17 protein-coding genes are annotated in these 20,191 nt (G+C 51.2%); 13 read left to right on the forward strand and 4 right to left on the reverse strand.

Translation table 11 applies throughout. The features are described 5' to 3' along the window. Positions 1–25 precede the first annotated feature (25 nt). From ACKU4E_RS10320 to ACKU4E_RS10345, 6 genes are read left to right on the forward strand one after another with little or no spacing between them, the layout of a single operon-like run. On the forward strand, positions 26–1,984 hold the full coding sequence (locus tag ACKU4E_RS10320; protein WP_320170991.1) for a CoB--CoM heterodisulfide reductase iron-sulfur subunit A family protein: 1,959 nt from the start codon (positions 26–28) through the stop codon (positions 1,982–1,984). Continuing rightward, positions 1,972–2,436, forward strand: coding sequence for a hydrogenase iron-sulfur subunit (locus ACKU4E_RS10325; protein ID WP_320170992.1), 465 nt, complete (start codon positions 1,972–1,974; stop codon positions 2,434–2,436). Before ACKU4E_RS10320 ends, ACKU4E_RS10325 begins: the two co-directional genes overlap by 13 nt. Positions 2,437–2,467: 31 nt before the next feature. After that, positions 2,468–3,427 carry a 4Fe-4S dicluster domain-containing protein gene (locus ACKU4E_RS10330; RefSeq protein WP_320170993.1) on the forward strand — a complete coding sequence of 320 codons (960 nt, stop codon included), beginning with the start codon at positions 2,468–2,470 and terminating at the stop codon, positions 3,425–3,427. Next, positions 3,427–4,491, forward strand: a complete 1,065-nt coding sequence (locus tag ACKU4E_RS10335; RefSeq protein WP_320170994.1) for a 4Fe-4S dicluster domain-containing protein — start codon at positions 3,427–3,429, stop codon at positions 4,489–4,491. Before ACKU4E_RS10330 ends, ACKU4E_RS10335 begins: the two co-directional genes overlap by 1 nt. Beyond that, positions 4,484–5,314, forward strand: coding sequence for an FAD/NAD(P)-binding protein (locus tag ACKU4E_RS10340; RefSeq protein WP_320170995.1), 831 nt, complete (start codon positions 4,484–4,486; stop codon positions 5,312–5,314). The genes ACKU4E_RS10335 and ACKU4E_RS10340 overlap by 8 nt, the downstream gene beginning before the upstream one ends. A 56-nt stretch (positions 5,315–5,370) precedes the next feature. Beyond that, positions 5,371–5,739 carry a response regulator gene (locus ACKU4E_RS10345; protein ID WP_320170996.1) on the forward strand — a complete coding sequence of 123 codons (369 nt, stop codon included), beginning with the start codon at positions 5,371–5,373 and terminating at the stop codon, positions 5,737–5,739. 117 nt (positions 5,740–5,856) lie between these two features. Here ACKU4E_RS10345 and groL read toward each other — a convergent pair whose 3' ends face one another. From groL to ACKU4E_RS10360, 3 genes are all read right to left on the reverse strand, one after another. Beyond that, positions 5,857–7,530: a chaperonin GroEL gene (groL, locus tag ACKU4E_RS10350; RefSeq protein ID WP_320170997.1), complete on the reverse strand. Its 1,674-nt coding sequence runs from the start codon at positions 7,528–7,530 to the stop codon at positions 5,857–5,859. A 57-nt stretch (positions 7,531–7,587) separates the two neighbouring features. Further along, positions 7,588–7,875 carry a co-chaperone GroES gene (gene groES, locus ACKU4E_RS10355; protein WP_320170998.1) on the reverse strand — a complete coding sequence of 96 codons (288 nt, stop codon included), beginning with the start codon at positions 7,873–7,875 and terminating at the stop codon, positions 7,588–7,590. A 184-nt stretch (positions 7,876–8,059) separates the two neighbouring features. Further along, positions 8,060–8,704: a S24 family peptidase gene (locus ACKU4E_RS10360; protein ID WP_320170999.1), complete on the reverse strand. Its 645-nt coding sequence runs from the start codon at positions 8,702–8,704 to the stop codon at positions 8,060–8,062. 231 nt (positions 8,705–8,935) lie between these two features. On the opposite strand from ACKU4E_RS10360, the gene ACKU4E_RS10365 reads away from it, so the two are divergent. Both ACKU4E_RS10365 and ACKU4E_RS10370 read left to right on the forward strand, forming a co-directional pair. Beyond that, complete coding sequence (locus ACKU4E_RS10365; RefSeq protein ID WP_320171000.1) at positions 8,936–9,235, forward strand: helix-turn-helix domain-containing protein; 300 nt, start codon at positions 8,936–8,938, stop codon at positions 9,233–9,235. Positions 9,236–9,542: 307 nt separating this feature from the next. Next, on the forward strand, positions 9,543–11,885 hold the full coding sequence (locus tag ACKU4E_RS10370) for a diguanylate cyclase (protein WP_320171001.1): 2,343 nt from the start codon (positions 9,543–9,545) through the stop codon (positions 11,883–11,885). A gap of 209 nt (positions 11,886–12,094) precedes the next feature. On the opposite strand, the gene ACKU4E_RS10375 is transcribed toward ACKU4E_RS10370, so the two are convergent. Next, positions 12,095–12,553 (reverse strand): chemotaxis protein CheX, encoded by a 459-nt coding sequence (locus ACKU4E_RS10375; protein ID WP_320171002.1) that lies wholly within the window; start codon positions 12,551–12,553, stop codon positions 12,095–12,097. 462 nt (positions 12,554–13,015) lie between these two features. Between ACKU4E_RS10375 and ACKU4E_RS10380 the strand changes: the two genes are divergently transcribed. The 5 genes from ACKU4E_RS10380 to ACKU4E_RS10400 all read left to right on the forward strand — a co-directional run bounded on the left by ACKU4E_RS10380 (position 13,016) and on the right by ACKU4E_RS10400 (position 20,184). Then, positions 13,016–14,713 carry a glutamine--tRNA ligase/YqeY domain fusion protein gene (locus ACKU4E_RS10380; protein WP_320171003.1) on the forward strand — a complete coding sequence of 566 codons (1,698 nt, stop codon included), beginning with the start codon at positions 13,016–13,018 and terminating at the stop codon, positions 14,711–14,713. A gap of 193 nt (positions 14,714–14,906) precedes the next feature. Beyond that, on the forward strand, positions 14,907–16,412 hold the full coding sequence (gene hydF, locus ACKU4E_RS10385; RefSeq protein WP_320171004.1) for a [FeFe] hydrogenase H-cluster maturation GTPase HydF: 1,506 nt from the start codon (positions 14,907–14,909) through the stop codon (positions 16,410–16,412). A gap of 34 nt (positions 16,413–16,446) precedes the next feature. Then, the gene (locus tag ACKU4E_RS10390; RefSeq protein ID WP_320171005.1) at positions 16,447–17,460 is read left to right on the forward strand and encodes a BMP family ABC transporter substrate-binding protein; all 1,014 of its coding nucleotides are present in this window, start codon (positions 16,447–16,449) and stop codon (positions 17,458–17,460) included. An 18-nt stretch (positions 17,461–17,478) separates the two neighbouring features. Next, positions 17,479–19,863 (forward strand): response regulator, encoded by a 2,385-nt coding sequence (locus tag ACKU4E_RS10395; protein WP_320171006.1) that lies wholly within the window; start codon positions 17,479–17,481, stop codon positions 19,861–19,863. 3 nt (positions 19,864–19,866) lie between these two features. Further along, positions 19,867–20,184 carry an Hpt domain-containing protein gene (locus tag ACKU4E_RS10400; RefSeq protein WP_320171007.1) on the forward strand — a complete coding sequence of 106 codons (318 nt, stop codon included), beginning with the start codon at positions 19,867–19,869 and terminating at the stop codon, positions 20,182–20,184. Positions 20,185–20,191 lie beyond the last annotated feature (7 nt).

Raw genomic sequence — 20,191 nt, forward strand, 5'->3', positions numbered from 1 at the left:
AAACCCTGCTAAGGAGAAGACTTAAATGAAAATAGGAGTCTTTGTATGCCATTGCGGGACAAACATCGATGGAACCGTCGACACCGCCGCCGTAGCGGCCGCATCGAGGGAATTTCCCGGTGTTGTTTTCGCAACAGATACGATGTACGCCTGCTCCGAACCCGGACAGGATGAAATAATTGAAGCCATCAAGACACATAAACTCGACGGTGTGGTCGTAGCATCCTGTACACCCAGAATGCACGAGCCCACTTTCCGCAGAACTCTGGAAAGAGCCGGGCTCAACCGCTACCTGTTCGAGATGGCCAACATCCGCGAACACGTTTCATGGATCGGCAAGGATCGCGAGGCCAACACCAACAAGGCAACCGACCTCGTCCGTATGGCCGCGGCCAAACTGCTCAACGACAAACCCCTGTTCTCCAAGTCCTTTGACATGAACAAGCGGGTCATGATTGTCGGCGGCGGTGTTGCCGGAATCCAGGCCGCTCTGGACTGTGCCGACGGCGGACTTGAAGTTGTGCTGGTTGAAAAAACATCTTCCATCGGCGGTAAGATGGCCAAGCTGGACAAGACGTTCCCGACTGTGGACTGTTCCAGCTGTATTCTCGGCCCACGCATGGTTGATATCGCTCAGCACCCGAACATAACCCTGCACGCCTGCTCCGAGATAGAGGAAGTAAACGGTTATGTCGGCAACTTCTCTGTAAAAGTCAAAAAGAAAGCCACTTACGTTGACTGGAACAAATGCACCGGCTGCGGCATATGCATGGAAAAGTGTCCCAGCAAGAAGGCCGACGATCCTTTCAACGAACATCTGGCCAAAACAACGGCCATCAATATCCCCTTCCCGCAGGCTATTCCCAAAAAAGCCGTCATTGATCCCGATTTCTGCATGAAAATAAAAAGGGATAAGTGCGGAGTCTGCGCCAAGGTCTGTCCGTCCGAAGCTATCGTTTACGATCAGCAGGACGAAATCATCACCGAAGAAGTGGGTGCAGTTGTAGCGGCCACCGGTTTTGACCTTTTTGACTGGACCGTCTACTCCGAGTACGGCGGTGGAAAATATCCCGATGTAATCACCTCGCTGCAGTATGAGCGCATGCTTTCCGCTTCCGGTCCTTCCGGCGGCCACATCAAGCGTCCTTCAGACGGCAAGGAACCCAAGAACGTGGTCTTCATCCAGTGCGTAGGCTCCCGCGACAAATCCGTGGGACGTCCGTACTGTTCCGGTTTCTGCTGCATGTACACCGCAAAGCAGGCCATCCTGACCAAGGACCACTGTCCCGAATCCCAGTCCTATGTTTTTTACATGGACATCCGGTCACCGGGCAAAATGTTCGATGAATTCACCCGCAGGGCCATGGAAGAATACGGCGCACGCTACATCCGCGGCCGTGTTTCCATGATTTATCCTGAAGGCGACAAGCTGCTCGTACGCGGCGCGGACACCCTGATGGGCGACCAGGTTGAAGTGGATGCCGATCTCGTGGTCCTCGCTGTCGGAGCCGAAGCGGCCCACGGCGCTACCGACCTGGCCAAGAAGCTCCGCATCTCCTACGATGCATACGGCTTCTTCATGGAAGGCCATCCCAAGCTCAAGCCTGTTGAAACCAACACCGCCGGTGTTTTCCTGGCCGGTTCCTGTCAGGGTCCCAAGGACATCCCGTCCTCGGTTGCCCAGGGCAGCGCTGCCGCAGCCAAGGTTCTGGCCATGTTCTCCAAGGATCAGCTGGAAAGCGATCCGCAGGTTTCTGTAGTTGATATCAAACGCTGCATCGGTTGCGGCAAATGCATCAGCACATGCCCGTTCGGAGCCATCAAAGCGGTGGAATTCCGAGGCATGCCCAAGGCTGAGGTGATTGAAACAATCTGTCAGGGTTGCGGAATCTGCACATCCACCTGTCCGCAGGGTGCAATTCAATTGCAGCACTTCACTGACAACCAGATTCTTGCGGAGGTTAACGCAGTATGCCGGTTCTAGAAGGTAAAGAACTCAGAATCGTCGGTTTTCTCTGCAACTGGTGCTCCTACGGCGGCGCCGACACTGCCGGGGTAGGACGCTTCAACCAGCCCACCGACCTGAGAATTATTAAGGTCCCCTGTTCAGGACGTATAGATCCTCTGTTCATTGTGAAAACACTCATGTCCGGAGCGGACGGAGTGCTTGTGTCCGGTTGCCATCCCAACGACTGCCATTACTCCGAGGGCAACTTCTATGCCCGCCGCAGACTTGAAATGCTTAAAAGGTTCATCCCCATGCTGGGAATAAACCCCGACCGTTTCGACTACACCTGGGTTTCCGCCTCGGAAGGCCAGCGCTGGCAGGAAGTTGTGACCAAGTTCACCGACCAGATTCACAAACTCGGCCCGGCCACCAAGATTGAAGGTCCGGAAGCCGAAGAGACACTCAAATTGATGGAGGCCTCCCTCTAACCGGGGAAGTCTTCAACCAAGGAGAAACAGGGTGAAAAATCTCGAAGATCTCAAAAAGCAAATCAGGGAAGCCCTGCCTGAGCTGGATGCGGTCATCGGCTGGTCGGACAGTTTCGACCCGTTGCATGCCACGCCGCTCTTTATGCGCAGTGAAGAAGATATAGACAAATTGAAAGTGGACGCCCTGAGTGTCCATAACCTCGCCACCTACCTGCCCTCCTTGAAGGGAAAGAAAACAGGTATTGTGGTCAAGGGCTGCGACAGCCGCTCTGTTGTGGAACTGCTGCAGGAAGACCTCATCAATCGCGAAGACGTCACTGTTTTCGGCTTCGGCTGCGACGGTGTGGTTGACCAGACCAAGATCCGCAGGGCGGTAGGCGATGTAGGACAGGTTGAATCCTGTGAAATCGGCAGCAGCGAAATAACGCTTACTGTCGGCGGAAATGAAATCAAGCTCGCTCTTGAGGACGTGCTCGCAGACAAATGCAAGACCTGCCGCTACCCCAATGCAGTCATTTCCGACCACTTCGCCGGAGAGGAAATCAAGGCCGCCGCTTCATTTGAAGACGGCTACAAGGACCTTGAGGAATTCGAAGCCAAGTCCGAGGACGAAAAGTTCGCCTTCTGGCTCGGTGAAATGGACCGCTGCATCCGCTGCTACGCCTGCCGCAACGCCTGCCCCATGTGTGTATGCCGCGACCACTGTGTAGCCCAGAGCCGCAACCCGCACTGGCTGAGCCAGGAAGCTCATGTTCGCGACAAATGGATGTTCCAGGTCGTTCACGCCTACCATCTGGCCGGACGCTGCACCGAGTGCGGCGAATGCCAGCGTGCCTGCCCCGTAGACATTCCCATCCTGCTCTTCAAAAAGAAGTTCAACAAGGAAATCAAGGAAGTCTTCAATTACGAGGCCGGGCTTGATCCCGAGGCAACACCTCCGCTTCTCACCTTCAAGAATGAAGAAGAAAAGATCAAAGAGAGGGAGTGGTAATGGCCAAGGTAAAATTCATCAAATCGGACAACGTACCGGCATGGCTGGAAGAGCTTGGACAGAAACACGAAGTTCTGGCCCCGCGCACCGAGGGTGATGCGGTCATCTTCCGCCCGTATGACGCAAAGAAAGGGTTCTCCATAGAACGGGAAGCCACCGCCCCTCCCAAAAAGGCGATCTTCCCCCAGAGCGAAACCCTGCTCAAATTCAAATATATCAAAGACCTTGAGAATCCTGATAAACAGATTCTCGATGTAGAAGAAAATATTCCCGCATCTTCATGGGTAGTATTCGGTGGACGTCCCTGTGACGCCCGCGGATTCACCATGTTCGACCGTGTCTACCTCAACGGCAAACACGTGGACGTCTACTACAAGAGCCGCAGGGAAAACACCTACTTCATCACCCTGGCCTGCGAAAAAGGCGAAAACACCTGTTTCTGCAACTGGGTGGGCTCCGGTCCATCTGATCCTTCGGGATCGGACGTTCTGATGGTTCCGGTCAACGGCGGCTACTTTCTTGAAGCTGTCAGCGACAGGGGTGAAGGACTTCTGGACAGCTCTCTTCTTGAAGACGGCGGTTCCAAACAGGCCGAAGCTGATAAGTTCCGTGCCGAAGCCGACCAGTCCATGGGTGAAGCAAAGGATCTTTCCGCAGCTCCGGAAAAGCTTCTTGCAGTCTTCGACGACATGGAACACTGGGAAGCGATGTCTGCCAAGTGTCTCAGCTGCGGCGCATGCACATACCTATGCCCCACCTGCTACTGTTTCAACATCACCGATGAATCCGACGGAATCTCCGGTGAAAGAATCAGAAGCTGGGACAACTGCATGTCCAACATGTTCACCCTTGAAGCCAGCGGACACAACCCCCGTCCCACCAAGGCCCATCGCCTTAAAAACAGGGTCGGCCACAAGTTCAGCTATTATCCCAACCTGCACGGGGGAGTTATCTCCTGTTGCGGCTGCGGACGCTGCATCAAGAGCTGCCCGGTCGGCGTGGACATCAGGGAACTGGTGCTGAGCGCAATTGCATACGAGGCAAAGGAGGCTGCAAATGACTAGCAATCCTTATCTTCCGGCAATGGCCACCATTCAGGAGGTCATTCAGGAAACTCCGAATATCATGACTTTCCGGGTTACGCTCAACAACCCGGAAGCCAGAGATAAATTCACCTTCGAGCCGGGACAGGTCGGACAGTTGTCAGCCTTCGGTATCGGTGAATCCACCTTTGTAATCAACTCTTCCCCCACCCGCATGGACTACCTGCAGTTCAGCGTCATGCGCACCGGGGAAGTAACCGAAAAGCTCCATACTCTGAGCGCTGGTGACCAGATAGGTGTGCGTGCTCCCCTGGGCAACCACTTTCCCTATCAGGATATGAAAGGCAAGGACATTGTCTTCGTAGGCGGAGGGATAGGTATGGCCCCCCTGCGCACTCTGCTCTACTACATGCTGGACAACCGCAAGGACTACGGCAAGATAACCCTGCTCTACGGCGCCAGAAGCCCCGTGGACATGGCTTATCAGTACGAACTGCCGGAATGGCTGGAACGCGATGACCTCGACACGCACCTGACCATCGACTCCGCATACGAAGGGTGGGAGCACAATGTCGGGCTTATCCCCAATGTCCTGCTCGATATCGCTCCTTCTCCGGACAATGCCATGGCCGTCACCTGCGGTCCGCCGATCATGATCAAGTTCACCGTGCAGGCTCTGGCCAAGCTCGGGTTCAAGGACAACCAGATCGTGACCACGCTTGAAAAACGCATGAAGTGCGGCATAGGCATCTGCGGACGCTGCAACATAGGAACCAGTTACGTCTGCATGGACGGGCCGGTATATACCTACGAACAGCTGAAACAGCTGCCGAACGAAATGTAATGACAAAATCGGGCCCCGCCTTTACAAGCGGGGCCTTTTTTTATTATCTAAAAAGTATGAGAATACTGCTTGTAGATGATGAAAGAATAAACATCCTGTCCGCATCAAAGATGCTGGAACGGCATGGGCATGAGGTAACAACCGCGGTCAACGGGGCACAAGCCCTGGAGAAACTCGCCGAAGGCGATTTTGACTGTGTTCTCATGGACCTGCAGATGCCGGTAATGGACGGTCTGGAAGCTTCCGGAAAAATCCGCGACAGAAAGACCTTCGGAGACAAAGCCGATATCCCCATCATAGCGATGACCGGACACAGTTACGATGATGCAAAAGAGGACATGGACAAGGCCGGGCTGACGTTATTTGTCTCCAAGCCTTTTGATATGAACTCGCTGCTGGCTGCTCTGGAAAAAGCTGCTCCCTGAGACAGTAGGGAACAGATGCCGAGAGTCGAGACGGCCCCGGTATAAAATGCAAAATCCCCGGCAACCTTATGGCTGCCGGGGATTTTAAGATTTATGGCTGTGGTGAAACCGGGGAGGCTAGTACATTCCGCCCATGCCGCCCATTCCACCCATGCCGCCCATACCGCCCATTCCACCCATGCCACCGGGCATTCCGGCAGGCATTTCGGGAGCCTTTTCAGGCTTTTCGGCAATGGCGCATTCAGTGGTCAGCAGAAGTCCGGCTACGGAAGCGGCATTCTGGATAGCGATACGGGTAACCTTTTTGGGGTCGATAACACCGGCCTTGATGAGGTCTTCGTATTCGCCGATAGCAGCGTTGAAGCCGTTACCGTCTTTTGCTTCCTTGACTTTTTCAACAACGATGGAGCCTTCGAGGCCGGCGTTGCCTGCAATCTGACGCAGGGGCTCTTCAATGGCGCGACGGATGATGTCGATACCGGCTGCTTCATCGTCATCGGAAGGGGTAACACCGTCCAGAGAGGGGATGCAGCGGATAAGAGCGGTTCCGCCGCCGGGGACGATGCCTTCTTCCACAGCTGCGCGGGTTGCGTTAAGAGCATCTTCCACGCGGGCTTTCTTTTCTTTCATTTCGGTTTCGGTTGCGGCACCGACGTTGATGACAGCAACACCGCCGACGATCTTGGCCAGACGTTCCTGAAGCTTTTCACGATCGTAATCGGAGGTGGACAGATCGATTTCGTTGCGGATCTGGCCTACGCGGGCTTTGATTACTTCAGCGTTACCGGCACCGTCGACCAGGGTGGTGTTTTCCTTGTCGATAACAACGCGCTTTGCGGAGCCGAGGTCTTCAAGGGTTACACCTTCAAGCTGCAGACCGATGTCATCGGAAACAACTGCACCGCCGGTAAGAGCGGCGATATCGGCGAGCATTGCCTTGCGGCGGTCACCGAAACCGGGAGCCTTTACAGCAACAACATTGAGAGTTCCGCGCAGCTTGTTGACAACGAGGGTGGCAAGAGCTTCGCCTTCGATATCTTCAGCGATGATGACCAGGGGTTTGCCCATCTTGGCAACCTGTTCCAGCACGGGGAGAAGTTCCTTCATGTTGGAAACTTTCTTTTCGCTGATAAGGATCAGGGGCTCGTCCATTTCGCAGATCATTTTTTCTGCGTTGGTTACGAAATAGGGGGAAAGATAACCGCGGTCGAACTGCATACCTTCAACAACGTCGAGGGTGGTATCAAGACCTTTGGCTTCTTCTACGGTGATTACGCCTTCTTTGCCGACCTTGTTCATGGCTTCGGCAATGATGTTACCGATGGTGACGTCGTTGTTTGCGGAGATGGTGCCGACCTGAGCGATTTCTTTCTGGTCGCGGGTAGGTTTGGCCAGAGTTTCCAGATGATCGATGATGGCTTCAACAGCCTTGTCGATACCGCGCTTGATTGCCATGGGGTTACGGCCTGCGGCAACGAGCTTTACGCCTTCGCTGAATACGGCCTGGGCAAGGATGGTAGCGGTGGTGGTACCGTCACCTGCGATGTCGGAAGTCTTGGAAGCAACTTCCTTGACCATCTGTGCGCCCATGTTTTCGAATTTATCTTTGAGTTCGATTTCCTTGGCTACGGAAACTCCGTCCTTGGTAATGACCGGGGAGCCGAAGGATTTATCCATGACTACGTTGCGGCCTTTGGGTCCGAGAGTAACCTTTACTGCGTTGGCGAGTTTATCCACGCCGAGTTTGAGTTTTTCACGTGCTTTAGCGTCAAAAAGAATCTGTTTAGCCATTTGGTGTTATCTCCTTAAAAGATATGATCTATAAAAAATGTTCAGGCAAAAACCGTATTATTCAACGACAGCAAGAATGTCGTCTTCGCGCATGATCAGGTGGTCCACACCGTCGATGCTGATTTCCGTGCCTGCGTATTTTGCGAAAAGAACAGCATCGCCTTCTTTAATTCCCATGGCGATTCTGGCACCGTCGTCATCGACTTTGCCGGGACCGGCAGCAACGACTTCACCTTTCAAGGGTTTTTCCTTGGCGGAGTCGGGGATGATGATTCCGCCTACAGTTTTTTCTTCCACTTCAAGGCGTCTGACCAGAACGCGGTCATTAAGCGGCTTAAGTTTCATGTGTTGTCCTCCAAAACATATTCAATAACTTTTTTTGATAGGGCGCCCGGCCCTTTCCGTATTTCGACCCGTGTTCAATCATCAGGTAAAATGTCCGGCCGAACGGATTGAATCAAAGTAAGACATTATCCTGAACTGTCAACCACGCCTGTCTTTTTTTTTGCGAAATTAACGAAAGACAGGATCAGGCCAGGTCCTTGGCCACGAAAACCACCCTTCCCAAAGCGGCCCAGCCGCGAAACTCATCCCCTATTTGCAGGCTGATGGTCCTCGGCTCGGAATCCCTGTTGTCCGACACAAGAATGATTTTGCCCGGTTCTTTTGCCACCCTGCGGATAACAATTTCCCTGTCAATGCGGAAGGCGTATATGCGCCCCTCGTACAGCTCCCTTTGAGACTGATCCACAATGATCCCGTCCCCGTCCTCAATTCTCGGGCTCATGGCATCGCCAGTGACGTTGACAAATATCATATCATCCGCAGACCCCATGTCGGCAAGCCGGTCAGCGGCGAATGCAATCCGGCTTTCACTCCCGGAAGGAGTCAGTGACTCGCCGCTCTCGTCCGGACGGGTAATACCCTCCTGAACTGTGGTAAACCCGGTGTTCGGACATTCTGGTGTCCCTCCGGGAAAAACAATACGGGCCCCGACCTCGTCAAGCACTTTTGCCACCACCTGTATGTGCTTGCCTCTTTCCTGCCGGATGTACCTGATGATCTGATTGGGTGCCACTCCGCATGCTTTGGCCATCTGCGTGGGGTTGGTATATTTTTTCCCCGGGCCGATCATACTCTTCAATCCCTCGACCATATCCGTATAAAAACTCATGCTGCCTCCTTGGAAAAATCATGTACACTTTTTTAAAAAAAATGTCGTCATATAGTTTTAAATTGAGTCTATTTATTTAATTTTATACCAATTGGTAAATTTATTTTATTAAATGGCTTGCATTATAGACCGGTAAACAATATTAAGACTCCCGTTGTTATAAGCCGGTTCCACCGGCACGGGTAAAAAACATATCGCAGAACACGTGCGACAACGGATAAAGGAGACATCATGATTTCAGGAGAAGCTTCGATAGGACGAAAGTTTCCTGAACAGGACGAGATGAAAGGTATGTCGGCAGAGAGCCTGCTCAGGATACTGGGAGACGAAGCTGCGGAACGGCTTATGTACTACTGGGGCGGAGCAAGGGTTTCCGTACCGGGCATAAAGGATCTGAGCCGGGTGCGCCTGCGGGAAAGGATACGACAGGCTTATGCCGATGGAGCCACTCCGGCCCAGATTGCGGAAAGGTTCGGGATTTCGGTAAGAACAGCGCAAAGATTGCGGGCGCATCAGACCGACATTGAATGAAAAGCCGAAATGTTATATTATATTATGGTAGAAACATGTATGGAAATACTAATGGTATAAAGTCAGACCACCCGCTATTGTGATATAAGTTTTTGAAAACGCGCATCGACCGGCAGCAACTCGTATCGCGGAACGGTCTGACATGACGGTTCCGGTTGTCATCTCAAGGGACGGCTGTTCCGCCGGTGGAGAAAAAATTGACCCCGGTTTTGGGGCACTTAATATAAATAGCACCTGCTCTGAGTAAAAAAACGGCTTGAAGGAATATGACCAGATTAAAGGCAAAAAAACCTGACGGTTATTTATAATGAATAAAAAGAAATTCCCTGTAATCAAGCGTTTTGCCATACGCTTTCTTCCGGTAGCCGTATTCATCCTCGCCGTTGCTGTAATAGTCCACATCAACCAGCGCGCACAGTATGTGGAAAGTGTCCGAAGTAACGAACTGAGCATGATCTACAGCGACTACATTACCATGACAGGGTGGCTTGAATCCGGCATTGAAGATGTAAGCTTTCTGGCCGGACTGGTGGAAAAAAAGATGTGCCGGGCGGGTGCATCTCCAGCCTGTATGGACGATATTGCGGACACATTCACAACTTTTGCCCAGGAAAACCGCAATTGCGTTCAGGTCCGGCTGCTTTCGTCACAGGGCCAGGAGCTTGTGCGGATCAATGTTGAAGAAGGGAAAGCCAGCCGAGTTGAAAAAAAACAACTTCAGGACAAAAGCGGACGCGATTACTTCCGTGACTCCAAAGGGATAGGGAAAGGAGTTTATGTCTCGGCCTTTGACCTCAACATTGAGTTCGGGAAAATAAGTGAACCGAGGCTCCCCGTAATACGGTTCATGAAAAACATTTTTGGTCGCGAAAACGAACCCCTCGGAGTGCTGGTTATAAACCTCTCCGGCAACAGCCTGCTGGAATTCATCAAAAAAACTTCAGAATCATCTTTCGGCTGGTGCGGGCTGGCCAACAAATCCGGAGGGTGGCTGGTAGCTCCGGAGAGAAGCCTGGACTGGCTTTTTCTATTCGGAGAAAAAAGCGGCTACATGATGGATACATTCCCGCACGAATGGGAACTTATCCGCAAAGGAAATTCAGGACAATTCACGTCCGGCGAAGGGCTTTTCACCTACGACACGGTAAAACCGTCCAGCTTTTCATCCTCTTTCAAACACAATGTGATCTTCAACGAAAACTGGAAAATAATTGGCATGGTAGATGAGAGCAACCTGGTTGCCCCGTTCAGCAATGTCACTATCGCCCTTTTCGGACTTCTTTATCTGATGAGCGGATTTTTTTTCTGGCGGATGACGGTCTCCACGCTCGAAAGCGAAAAAATGCGGGAAGCATTGGAGGAAAGCGAGAGACGGTTTATGGATGTGGCAGATGCTGCGGGAGAATTCATCTGGGAAACAGGGCCCGACGGCTGCTTTGTCTTTGTTACCGGCCGTGCAGGCGATATTCTCGGTTACAGCGCCGAAGAACTCATCGGCAGATCGCCTTTCGACTTTGTTGATGAAGAGTCTTCATGGGAAGTCCGCAAGGAATTTCTCGATGCGGCCCATAACGGCAACAGCTTCAACGGACTGGTTTTCAAATTCGTAAACAGGGAAGGCCGAAAACTCTGGCTGGAATTCAACGGAGTCCCGGTCTTTGACGCACAGGGAACTGTGACCGGTTTTCGCGGAGCGACATCGGACATCACGGCGCAGCAGAAAGCTCTGCAGGACCTGACAGACCGTGAAAACATGCTCCAGAGTATAAGTGATTCGGTTCAGGACGCCCTTGTGCTTATGGATGAAAACGGGCTTGTCCACTTCTGGAATCAGGCCGCTGAAAGTATTTTCGGCTACACATCGGAAGAAATGCTGGGTGAAAGCCTCCGGTGCTGCATTCTCGAAGAAGATAACGAGGATATTTCCGGAACAGAAGAAGGGGCAGACGGAGTTGAAGGACTTTTTTCCCGGCACGGTTCCTTCACCGTTAATGTAAGGCGCAAGACCGGAAAAATTTTTCCCGCCGAAGTCCTTCTCTCCCCGCTTCGCAAGGATGAACAATGGTGGGTTGTGGGAACAATCAGGGATGTAACCGAGCGCAAGGAAGCGGAAGACAAACTCAGAAAACTGGCCACCACCGACCCCCTGACAGGATTGGCCAACCGCCGCCACTTCATGGAAAGCGCCGAAGAAGCTCTTGAGCGCTCCCTCCGTTACGGGCACGAGCTTTCCCTTATGATGATGGACATAGACTTCTTCAAGAACGTCAATGACATGTATGGACATGATGCGGGAGATGATGTCCTCAAAGGTCTGGCAGCAGCCGGACTGAAAATTCTGCGTCAGATAGATGTATTCGGCAGGATAGGAGGAGAGGAATTTTCCATTCTGCTGCCGGATACGGGGCTGGAAGGCGCCAGAATAGTTGCAGAACGACTGCGGCAGGAAATAGAAAAGACAAGAATGATTACCCGTTCCGGAGAACTGACAATCACTGTCAGCATAGGTGTAGCAAACCTGAACGAACAGACCAGGTCCCTTGAACACCTGCTGAAGGCGGCGGATATCGGTCTATATGCCGCAAAGCATGCGGGCAGGAACAGGGTGGAAATACAGATTTCTCCGGACGGTTCCGTTGAAAAAAAATAGCCTCTGGCTGAAGGCGGGCATGAGGAAGGCTGGGTAGTCAGATATCGGCTGCTTAAAAAATATGGAAATTTCTTTTCAGCACAGGGCCGGTCAGTTCATCTTAAAAATCTTTGAATATGATATAGGCGGTACGCCGGGAGCAAAAACTCCGTGCGGCAGCAAGGGTCTCTGTTTTTGCCCCCTGCTGCTGTCTGTTTGTACCATGGTTCTTAATCAAACCCGAATTCAATAGTGAAACCGCCGTGCTCCGTAGTAAAAGGAATGGCCATTACCGGACCGGCTGTAACGTGGGCAATTGTATGGTTGTCACCCATGATAACTGTCGGGGTGGAGCCTTGAAGCTTGTACCCCATCTCGGTGAGCCCGGCACGGGCCTGCCCTGAGACCATATTGGTAATTTCACCAACCGCATCCTTTACATCCTGAACGATATCCTGAATATCATCACCGAGCATATTCTTGACGATCTGAGCGGCACAAGCCTTGTCGAATGAAATTGAAACGCTTCCGCTGACATTTCCTGTAAAACCGACAATACCGGTAACATCGCCTGTGGCCATGTTGCCTTTTTTTACAAAAGGTTTTCCGGCCTTGGGAGTGACCATGGCCATCATTGTCAGAATATCAGAGGTTGCCTTGATAAAAGGCTTAGCCAATTCTACATTCATTATACGGACTCCTTGAAAATTATAAGCGCCACAACCTTTTATTTTGCAGACTTACCTGTGTCAATTTACGAAGTTGCAGGCAGTCACTCTCTTTTTGACCGGAGCATCCCGATCCTTTGTTGCCCGCAACAATATTCTGCGGAAAAGGTATCAACCTCCCTGCTGTTACTGCAAGTTAGCAGAAAAAGAGGATATCAACAAATTGTTTCATCGGCAATGGACAGTATGGCCGGTAATAAGCACGAAACGACAAAAACCGGCATTCGCAAAATACAATAAGACATCATGACCGAATATTGGACTTTACACTTATCTGTTTTTTGTTTTCGTCATTGTTCTGTGTTTGACCGGAGTTATATTTTTTCGTACTTAGTTAGGTCGCAAGGTTTGAACTCAATATCGGGCAGCAGCCGGAGCGGGGCTTTCCGGTCCGAAAGAATACAAGATCAAGGATAGAGCCAAATGTCAGAAAGCAATACCGAATCAAGTGTTGGAAAAAATTTCATCACCGCAATCATAGATAATGATAATGAAACAGGAAAATACGATGGCAGGGTTGCCACCCGTTTTCCTCCCGAACCGAACGGCTACCTGCATATAGGACACGCCAAATCCATATGTCTCAACTTCGGTCTAGCAATGGACTACAAAGGCACCTGCAACCTGCGCTTTGACGACACCAACCCGGTCAAGGAAGAAGTCGAATATGTGGAATCCATACAGGAAGACGTCCACTGGCTCGGGTTCGACTGGGAGGACCGCAAATTTTATTCCTCCGACTATTTCGGCAAACTGTACGACTTCGCCGTACAGCTGATCAAGGGCGGACACGCATACGTGGACAGCCTGAGTGCGGAAGAAATACGTGAATACAGGGGAACACTCACTGAACCGGGCAAAAACAGCCCTTACCGGGACCGCTCAGTGGATGAGAACCTCGAATTGTTCGAAAAGATGAAAAACGGTGAATTCGCAGACGGTGAACATGTCCTGCGGGCCAAAATAGATATGGCTGCTCCGAATGTGATTCTGCGCGACCCGACAATATACCGCATCAGAAAAGCGCACCACCACAGGACCGGGGACGACTGGTGCATCTACCCTATGTACGACTTCACTCATTGCATTTCCGACTCTCTGGAAGGAATAACCCACTCTATCTGTACACTTGAATTCGAAAACAACCGTGCTCTTTACGACTGGGTTCTGGAAACTCTCGGAGTATACAGGCCGCAGCAGATTGAATTCGCCAGACTTAATCTGAGCTACACGGTAATGAGTAAACGCAGACTGATCCAGCTTGTCGAGGAAGGCCATGTTTCCGGATGGGACGACCCCCGCATGCCCACAATTTCGGGCATGAGAAGACGCGGATACTCTCCGGCATCCATCCGCAATTTCTGCGAACGCATCGGAGTGGCCAAGGCAGCCAACATGGTTGATTTCGCCCTGCTGGAATTTTCCGTGAGAGAAGACCTCAATGCCCACTCTCCCAGATTCATGGGTGTGATCAACCCCATTCGTCTGGTTATCGAGAACTATCCCGAGGACAAGACCGAAGAATTCGAATGCCAGAATAATCCTGAAAATCCGGAAGCAGGAACACGCATGGTTCCTTTTTCCCGCACACTGTACATTGAGCGGGATGATTTCATGGAAGACGCTCCCAAAAAATTCTTCCGTCTCTCGGTCGGCAGGGAAGTCCGCCTCAGGGCTGCCTATTACGTAACCTGCACCGGAGTTATCAAGGACGAAAACGGTGAGGTGGTCGAACTGCGCTGCACCTATGACCCTGAAACAAGGGGAGGCTGGTCCAAGGACGGCCGCAAAGTCAAAGGGACCATTCACTGGGTATCGGTTGAACACGCGGTGGAAGCGGAAGTCCGTCTTTACGAGCACCTGTTCACCAAGGAAAATCCCATGGACAACAAGGACGGCTCAGACTTCAAGGCCCACATCAACCCGGATTCTCTGGAAGTCCGTCCAAATTGTTACGTGGAACCGGCGCTCGACAAGGTTGAGCCTGGATTCCGCTGCCAGTTCGAGAGGATCGGATATTTTTGTTCCGACCCGGACTCGACCCCGGAAAAGCCGGTATTCAACAGGACCGTAGGTCTTAGGGATACATGGAAAAAAATTGAGAAAAAACAGCAGAAATAGCAAAACTGCATAAGCGTATGAAGATAAAAAGCGGGGACCGGGCACGGCCCCCGCTTTTTTTTGCAAAGTACTGCGCCTGCAATTTTTTCATACGTAGTATATCTGGATGAATATTTCCTCAAAAAGTGTTATCCGTATGGATATGCACTGTCATTCAAGCTGATTCGATTGTACTTTGATCCGGAGGTTGCACATGAGCACCGAAACAAACAGCCCCAAACTGGCCATTGCCATTGCCGGAAGAAACAACGTGGGCAAGTCATCCATAATACGCGCACTATCAGGAATTGAAGCCGACGAAGTGGCTCCGATAGCCCATGAAGACGAGATGTACCCGCTGACCAGGACTGAGATTCAGCCTCTTGGTCCCGTTACCATTTATGATACGGATGCCCATATTCCACACGACGACAGGGCCAAAGTCATCCGGGAGGGCCTCTACAGCGTAGACGTTGTTGTTATTGTCACCGACGATTCGGGGATAATGGACGAAGAGCGTGAGTTGACCTCGCTTCTGGGAGAACGCGGAATCCCCTGCGTGATGGTTTTCAACAAGGCGGATATAAGAAGGCCGAGCCTAGCGGACATGGAATTCTGCGGTTCAAGAGGTATCCGGTTCGTGGCGACCTCGACAGTGGACGGCCGAGGCATAGACCGACTCAAGAAGTCCATTACCGCCCTCGCTCCGGAAGAAAACATGCTCGACCCTGTCCTCGCCCGCGATCTGATGGGCAAAGGAGACTTCGTGATATGCGTTGTTTCCGAGGACCCGGTATCCCCCAAAGGAAGACTAGGGCTGCCTAAATCACAGGTTCTAAGAGAAATTCTGGATGCAGGCGGAATAGCTGTCATAGTAAAGGAAGGAGAACTGTATCAGACTATCTCCGGGCACAAACGCCGACCGGCACTGGTCATTGCAGACTCGCAGGCTGTGAAAAAAGTTATGGAGACCGTCCCCGGTGATGTTTCCATGACCACCTTCCCGATTCTGTTTGCCCGGCACAAAGGGAACCTTGAACAGCTTGTTCAGGGAGCAAACGCAATTGACACCCTTAAAGACGGCGACCGGGTGCTCATAGTGGAAGCCTGCCCGCACCACCCCAAGGCGGAAGACCTTGGAAAGGAAATGATCCCGGCGCGCATAGCAGGATACACAGGGCGCAATATAATTTTTGAATCCAAAACAGGATGCGGGCTTCCCCTTGACTTGAGCGCATACAAACTTGTGGTCCACTGCGGAGCCTGCATGGCAGACAGAGCGGACATGCTCAGAAGAATAAGGGATTGCGACCGCCAACAGGTACCCATCACCAACTACGGGCTTGCCGTGGCCAAAGTTGACGGTACCCTGAGCAGGCTGATTGAGCCTTTTTTCAAGGACGAAACTGAAGAGCGAAAAGAACTTACCGGGAAAATCAATGTTTACCGGGGCAGCAACTCAAAAGCCATGCATCTCGTTGTTCCTGCTGAAATTCATCCGGAAAAAGCGGTTCCTTTCAACCTGATGTATATTTTCGGAGACATTGAGGTAACGAAAAAGCATATCGGTTTTTCATCCCTGCCCTTTGCCCGCGGCGGACAGCAGAAGATAAAAAAATCCGTGGAGGAATACGGATACTGCTTTTACAAGTGGCCAGGCAGAGTGCTTGGAGCTGACCTGGGAGGACTGATTGATGAGGAAGAGGACAGCACCAGTTAACCGCAACCGCATGAAGGATATGGACTGAACCTGAATGAAAAAGACAGTGTCCCATCTGGCTCTGGCAGTAATACTGCTCGCGTTCGGACTGGCCTGTGCCTGCCCGTCCCCCTGCTTTGCACACAAGTTCGTTGTGGGTTTTGTTGCAAGCGGCTCGGCAATTGATGACGACTCTTTCAACAGCATGACCGTTGCAGGTTTGCGAAAGCTGGAAAAAAACAACCATGTACGGATTGAAGTCCGGCAGGGCGGCTTCTCCCTTGAGGAGCACAAAAAACAGATCAAATCGCTGCTTGATTGTGGGGCTCAGGTTATTGTCATCAATTTTTCATCTGATCTGGACAAACTTCTTGAATTCATAAGCCAATATCCCGAAATCCCGTTCATAATCAACGATGCAAGGGTCAGCGGATACGCCAATGTATCTTCAACCGTTTATAACCAGCGCATGGGCTCATGCCTGGTAGGGGCACTCTGTGCATGGCAGACCGCGACAGATCGGATAGGATTCATAGGGGCCAACGAGATGCCTATTATCAAGGATTTTCTCTGCGGCTTCAAAGAAGGAATCCGTCTTTCAGATCGCGATGTACAAATAGAGACGGCGTTCGTCCGCAGGGGAAACAACTGGGAAGGATTCGAAGACCCCGAACAGGCCAGCGTGATAGCAGCCCGCATGTACAACTCAGGAGTCGACATAATATACGCTGTTGCCGGACTGTCCGGCAACGGAGTTATTGCCGCGGCACGCAAAAGCGGAAACTACGTTATCGGGGTGGATTCGGATCAGGACGGCATTGCCAAGGGCACTGTTCTGACCAGTATGATGAAAAGGCTTGACGTTGCCGTATATAATGAAGTTCTGTCTGTGCTTGAGGGCAGGTTCATTCCCGGCCCCAAGGAATACAATATTTCAAACAATGGTATCGGGCTTACTGAAATGAAATATTCAAAAGACCTGATAGCAGAAGATGTTCTGCAAAAACTGGCAGAACTGAAAGAGAAGCTGTCCAAGGGGCTGATCCGGTTGGACTGCCCGGACAAATAGAACGGAGCACGCCTTTGCATGTTTGATTTTCTACGCATCAAAGCCAAAGCAATTGTCGGCCTGTTGCTTATACAGGCTGTAATTCTGATTGCTCTAGGGATACTTATAACAGCTTACCGCAGCAACGAGGTCTCCGATTCCCAACTCGCCCGAGGGGAAGGAATTGCTGCGTTGGTAGCCACATCCAGCGGCGACCCCATAGTCAAATTCCAGAATCACAAAATACGGGAACTGGTCAAAAGTGCCTGTTCGACCGAACATATCTTTTTTTGTGCCGTGTATACGCCAAAAGGGGAAATATTCAGCGAATACTACACCGCAGACAAATCCGATTACCCTGAAGACAAAACGGTTTTTGTGCAAAAGAGAATTATCCGGGACGGAGAATATCTGGGATACGTAAGAGTCGGGGTCCTCAAAAATGCAGATACGGAAAACAGGGGCTTCTTTCTGAAAATTATGCTGCCTGCTTTGGCTGCCGCCTTCGTCTTCGGGGGGCTGGCTATGATATTTTTCCTCGGAAAATCAATACTTAATCCGGTCATCAAACTTTCCCGCCAGGCACAGGACATAGCGGAGGAAAAATATACGGAATCCGGAGATAATGGCCGCAAGGATGAAATAGGCGAACTGGCCCGCTCCCTGAACACTCTTGCAACCAAATTTTCACAACTGCAGAATGATCTTGACCAGCAGGTGCGCAACAGGACCGAGGAACTGAACATTTCCAACCGCAAACTCAGCGACGAGATTCTTGAACACGGTGAAATCGAAGCCCACCTTAAGACAACTCTTGAACAGCTTTCTTTTTCCATGAAGCAACTGGAAAAAGCACGGGAAAAGGCAGAAAAGTCCAGCCGATTCAAAAGTGAATTTCTGGCCATGATAAGCCACGAAATCAGAACACCCATGAATGCCATACTAGGTATGGGTGAGTTGCTTCAGGAAACCGAACTGGATGCAGAGCAGTTGGGGTATGTGGAAATATTTCGGGGTTCCGGAGAAATCCTCTTAAAGATCATCAACGATATTCTTGACTTCGTACAAATAGAATCAGGCCTGATAGAACTGGTTCCCGTTCCGTTCAACCCCTCAGAGGATATGCAGAGCGTGTGCAAAAGCATGGCCCATTCCGCGCACGCCAAAGACATAGAAATAATCTGTGATGTGGACCGGAGTGTTCCCCATCAGGTCATGGGCGATCCCGTCCGGGTCCGTCAGATACTGATGAATATCATCGCAAACGCCATCAAGTACACCTCAAGCGGAGAAGTTGCCATTCGGCTGACCCTTGAAGAATCCGCTAATGATTACGACAGGCTTCTATACACTGTCAGAGATACCGGGGCAGGCATTCCCGATGGTATACAAGGCAATATTTTCGACAGCTTTGTTCAGGCCGACAGCACAACCGCCAGAGAATACGGCGGAATAGGGCTGGGTCTTGCAGCAGCATCCAGGCTGGCAGACCTCATGGATGGAGAAATCAGATTTGAAAGCGCAAGGGGGAAAGGGACCGTCTTCTACTTTTCCATACCCTTCAAAAAATCATCCTATGAAACGGCCGGGAACGTGGCCGACTTTTCCGACGTGAAGGTTCTGCTGGTGGACGACAACCGCACCGTAAGGGAGGTCATGGGCAGAAGGCTCCTGACCTTCGGTATTGAAGCATCAATGGCGGCAGACGGAAACGAAGGTCTGGAATTCCTGAAAGCATCTTCAAGCGGCAAAGAAGAATACGACATGATTTTTATCGACAGCGAAATGCCGGACATGTCGGGTATTGAATTTCTGAAAAGAGCGCAGCAGGAAAAAATAATTTCCGGACTGTCGGCAATAATGTTTTCAGCAGGCTGCTCCGAAGAGGAAAGACGCAATGCCAGGGAGGCAGGAGCGGACCAGACACTGATCAAGCCTGTTTTCGATGCGGACATTCTGCGCTGCCTGCAGGCTGCGGACGAAAGAGAAAAACCGATAAAGGATAAGCCGGGAACGGGAATGAAGATTCTGCTGGTGGAAGACAATGAGGATCACAGCAGAATTCTGGAACTGTTCATAGCTGAAACAGGGGCGGAAACAATAATAGCCTCTGACGGTCTGCAGGCGGTACAACTATTTGCAGACAATGATTTCGATCTTGTCTTCATGGACCTCGGCCTGCCGCTTGTAAACGGAGTTGAGGCTGTCTCCAGAATACGTGAACTTGAGCAGCAGGAAAGCAAAAAACCGGCGGCAATTGTAGCCCTTGCTGCGCACGCTTTCGGAGAACACAAGGAAGACTGCCGCCAGGCAGGCTGTGACGGTTTCATTTCAAAACCGGTAAGATGGGATACCATACGTGCGACAATTGCAGCATTAGCAGACGGATACGGGCTTCCTGCCAAAATCACACTCACGGAGTAAAAAATGACAGCCGACGAAGGCCGGGGAAAAATATTGTTCACAATTAATGAAGACCTGCGGGAATTGCTTCCGCATTTCGTCACTCATCAGCTTGAAGAACTCTGCCAGATGGAGGATTGTCTCGCCTCAGAAGATTTCAAGGGAATAGGAAGGTTGGGCCACAGCCTCAAGGGCGCGGCGGCCAACTTCTGTCTTGAGCCACTATCCAGACTGGGCACTACGATTCAGGATGTATCGGAATTAGGCATGTCTGATGCGCTTGAACCCTTGGTCAAAAAATACCGCATCTACCTTGATGAACTTAAAAAACAATTGAGCTGACATGCGG

This window comes from Maridesulfovibrio sp. (assembly GCF_963677005.1).
Lineage (GTDB): Bacteria > Desulfobacterota > Desulfovibrionia > Desulfovibrionales > Desulfovibrionaceae > Maridesulfovibrio.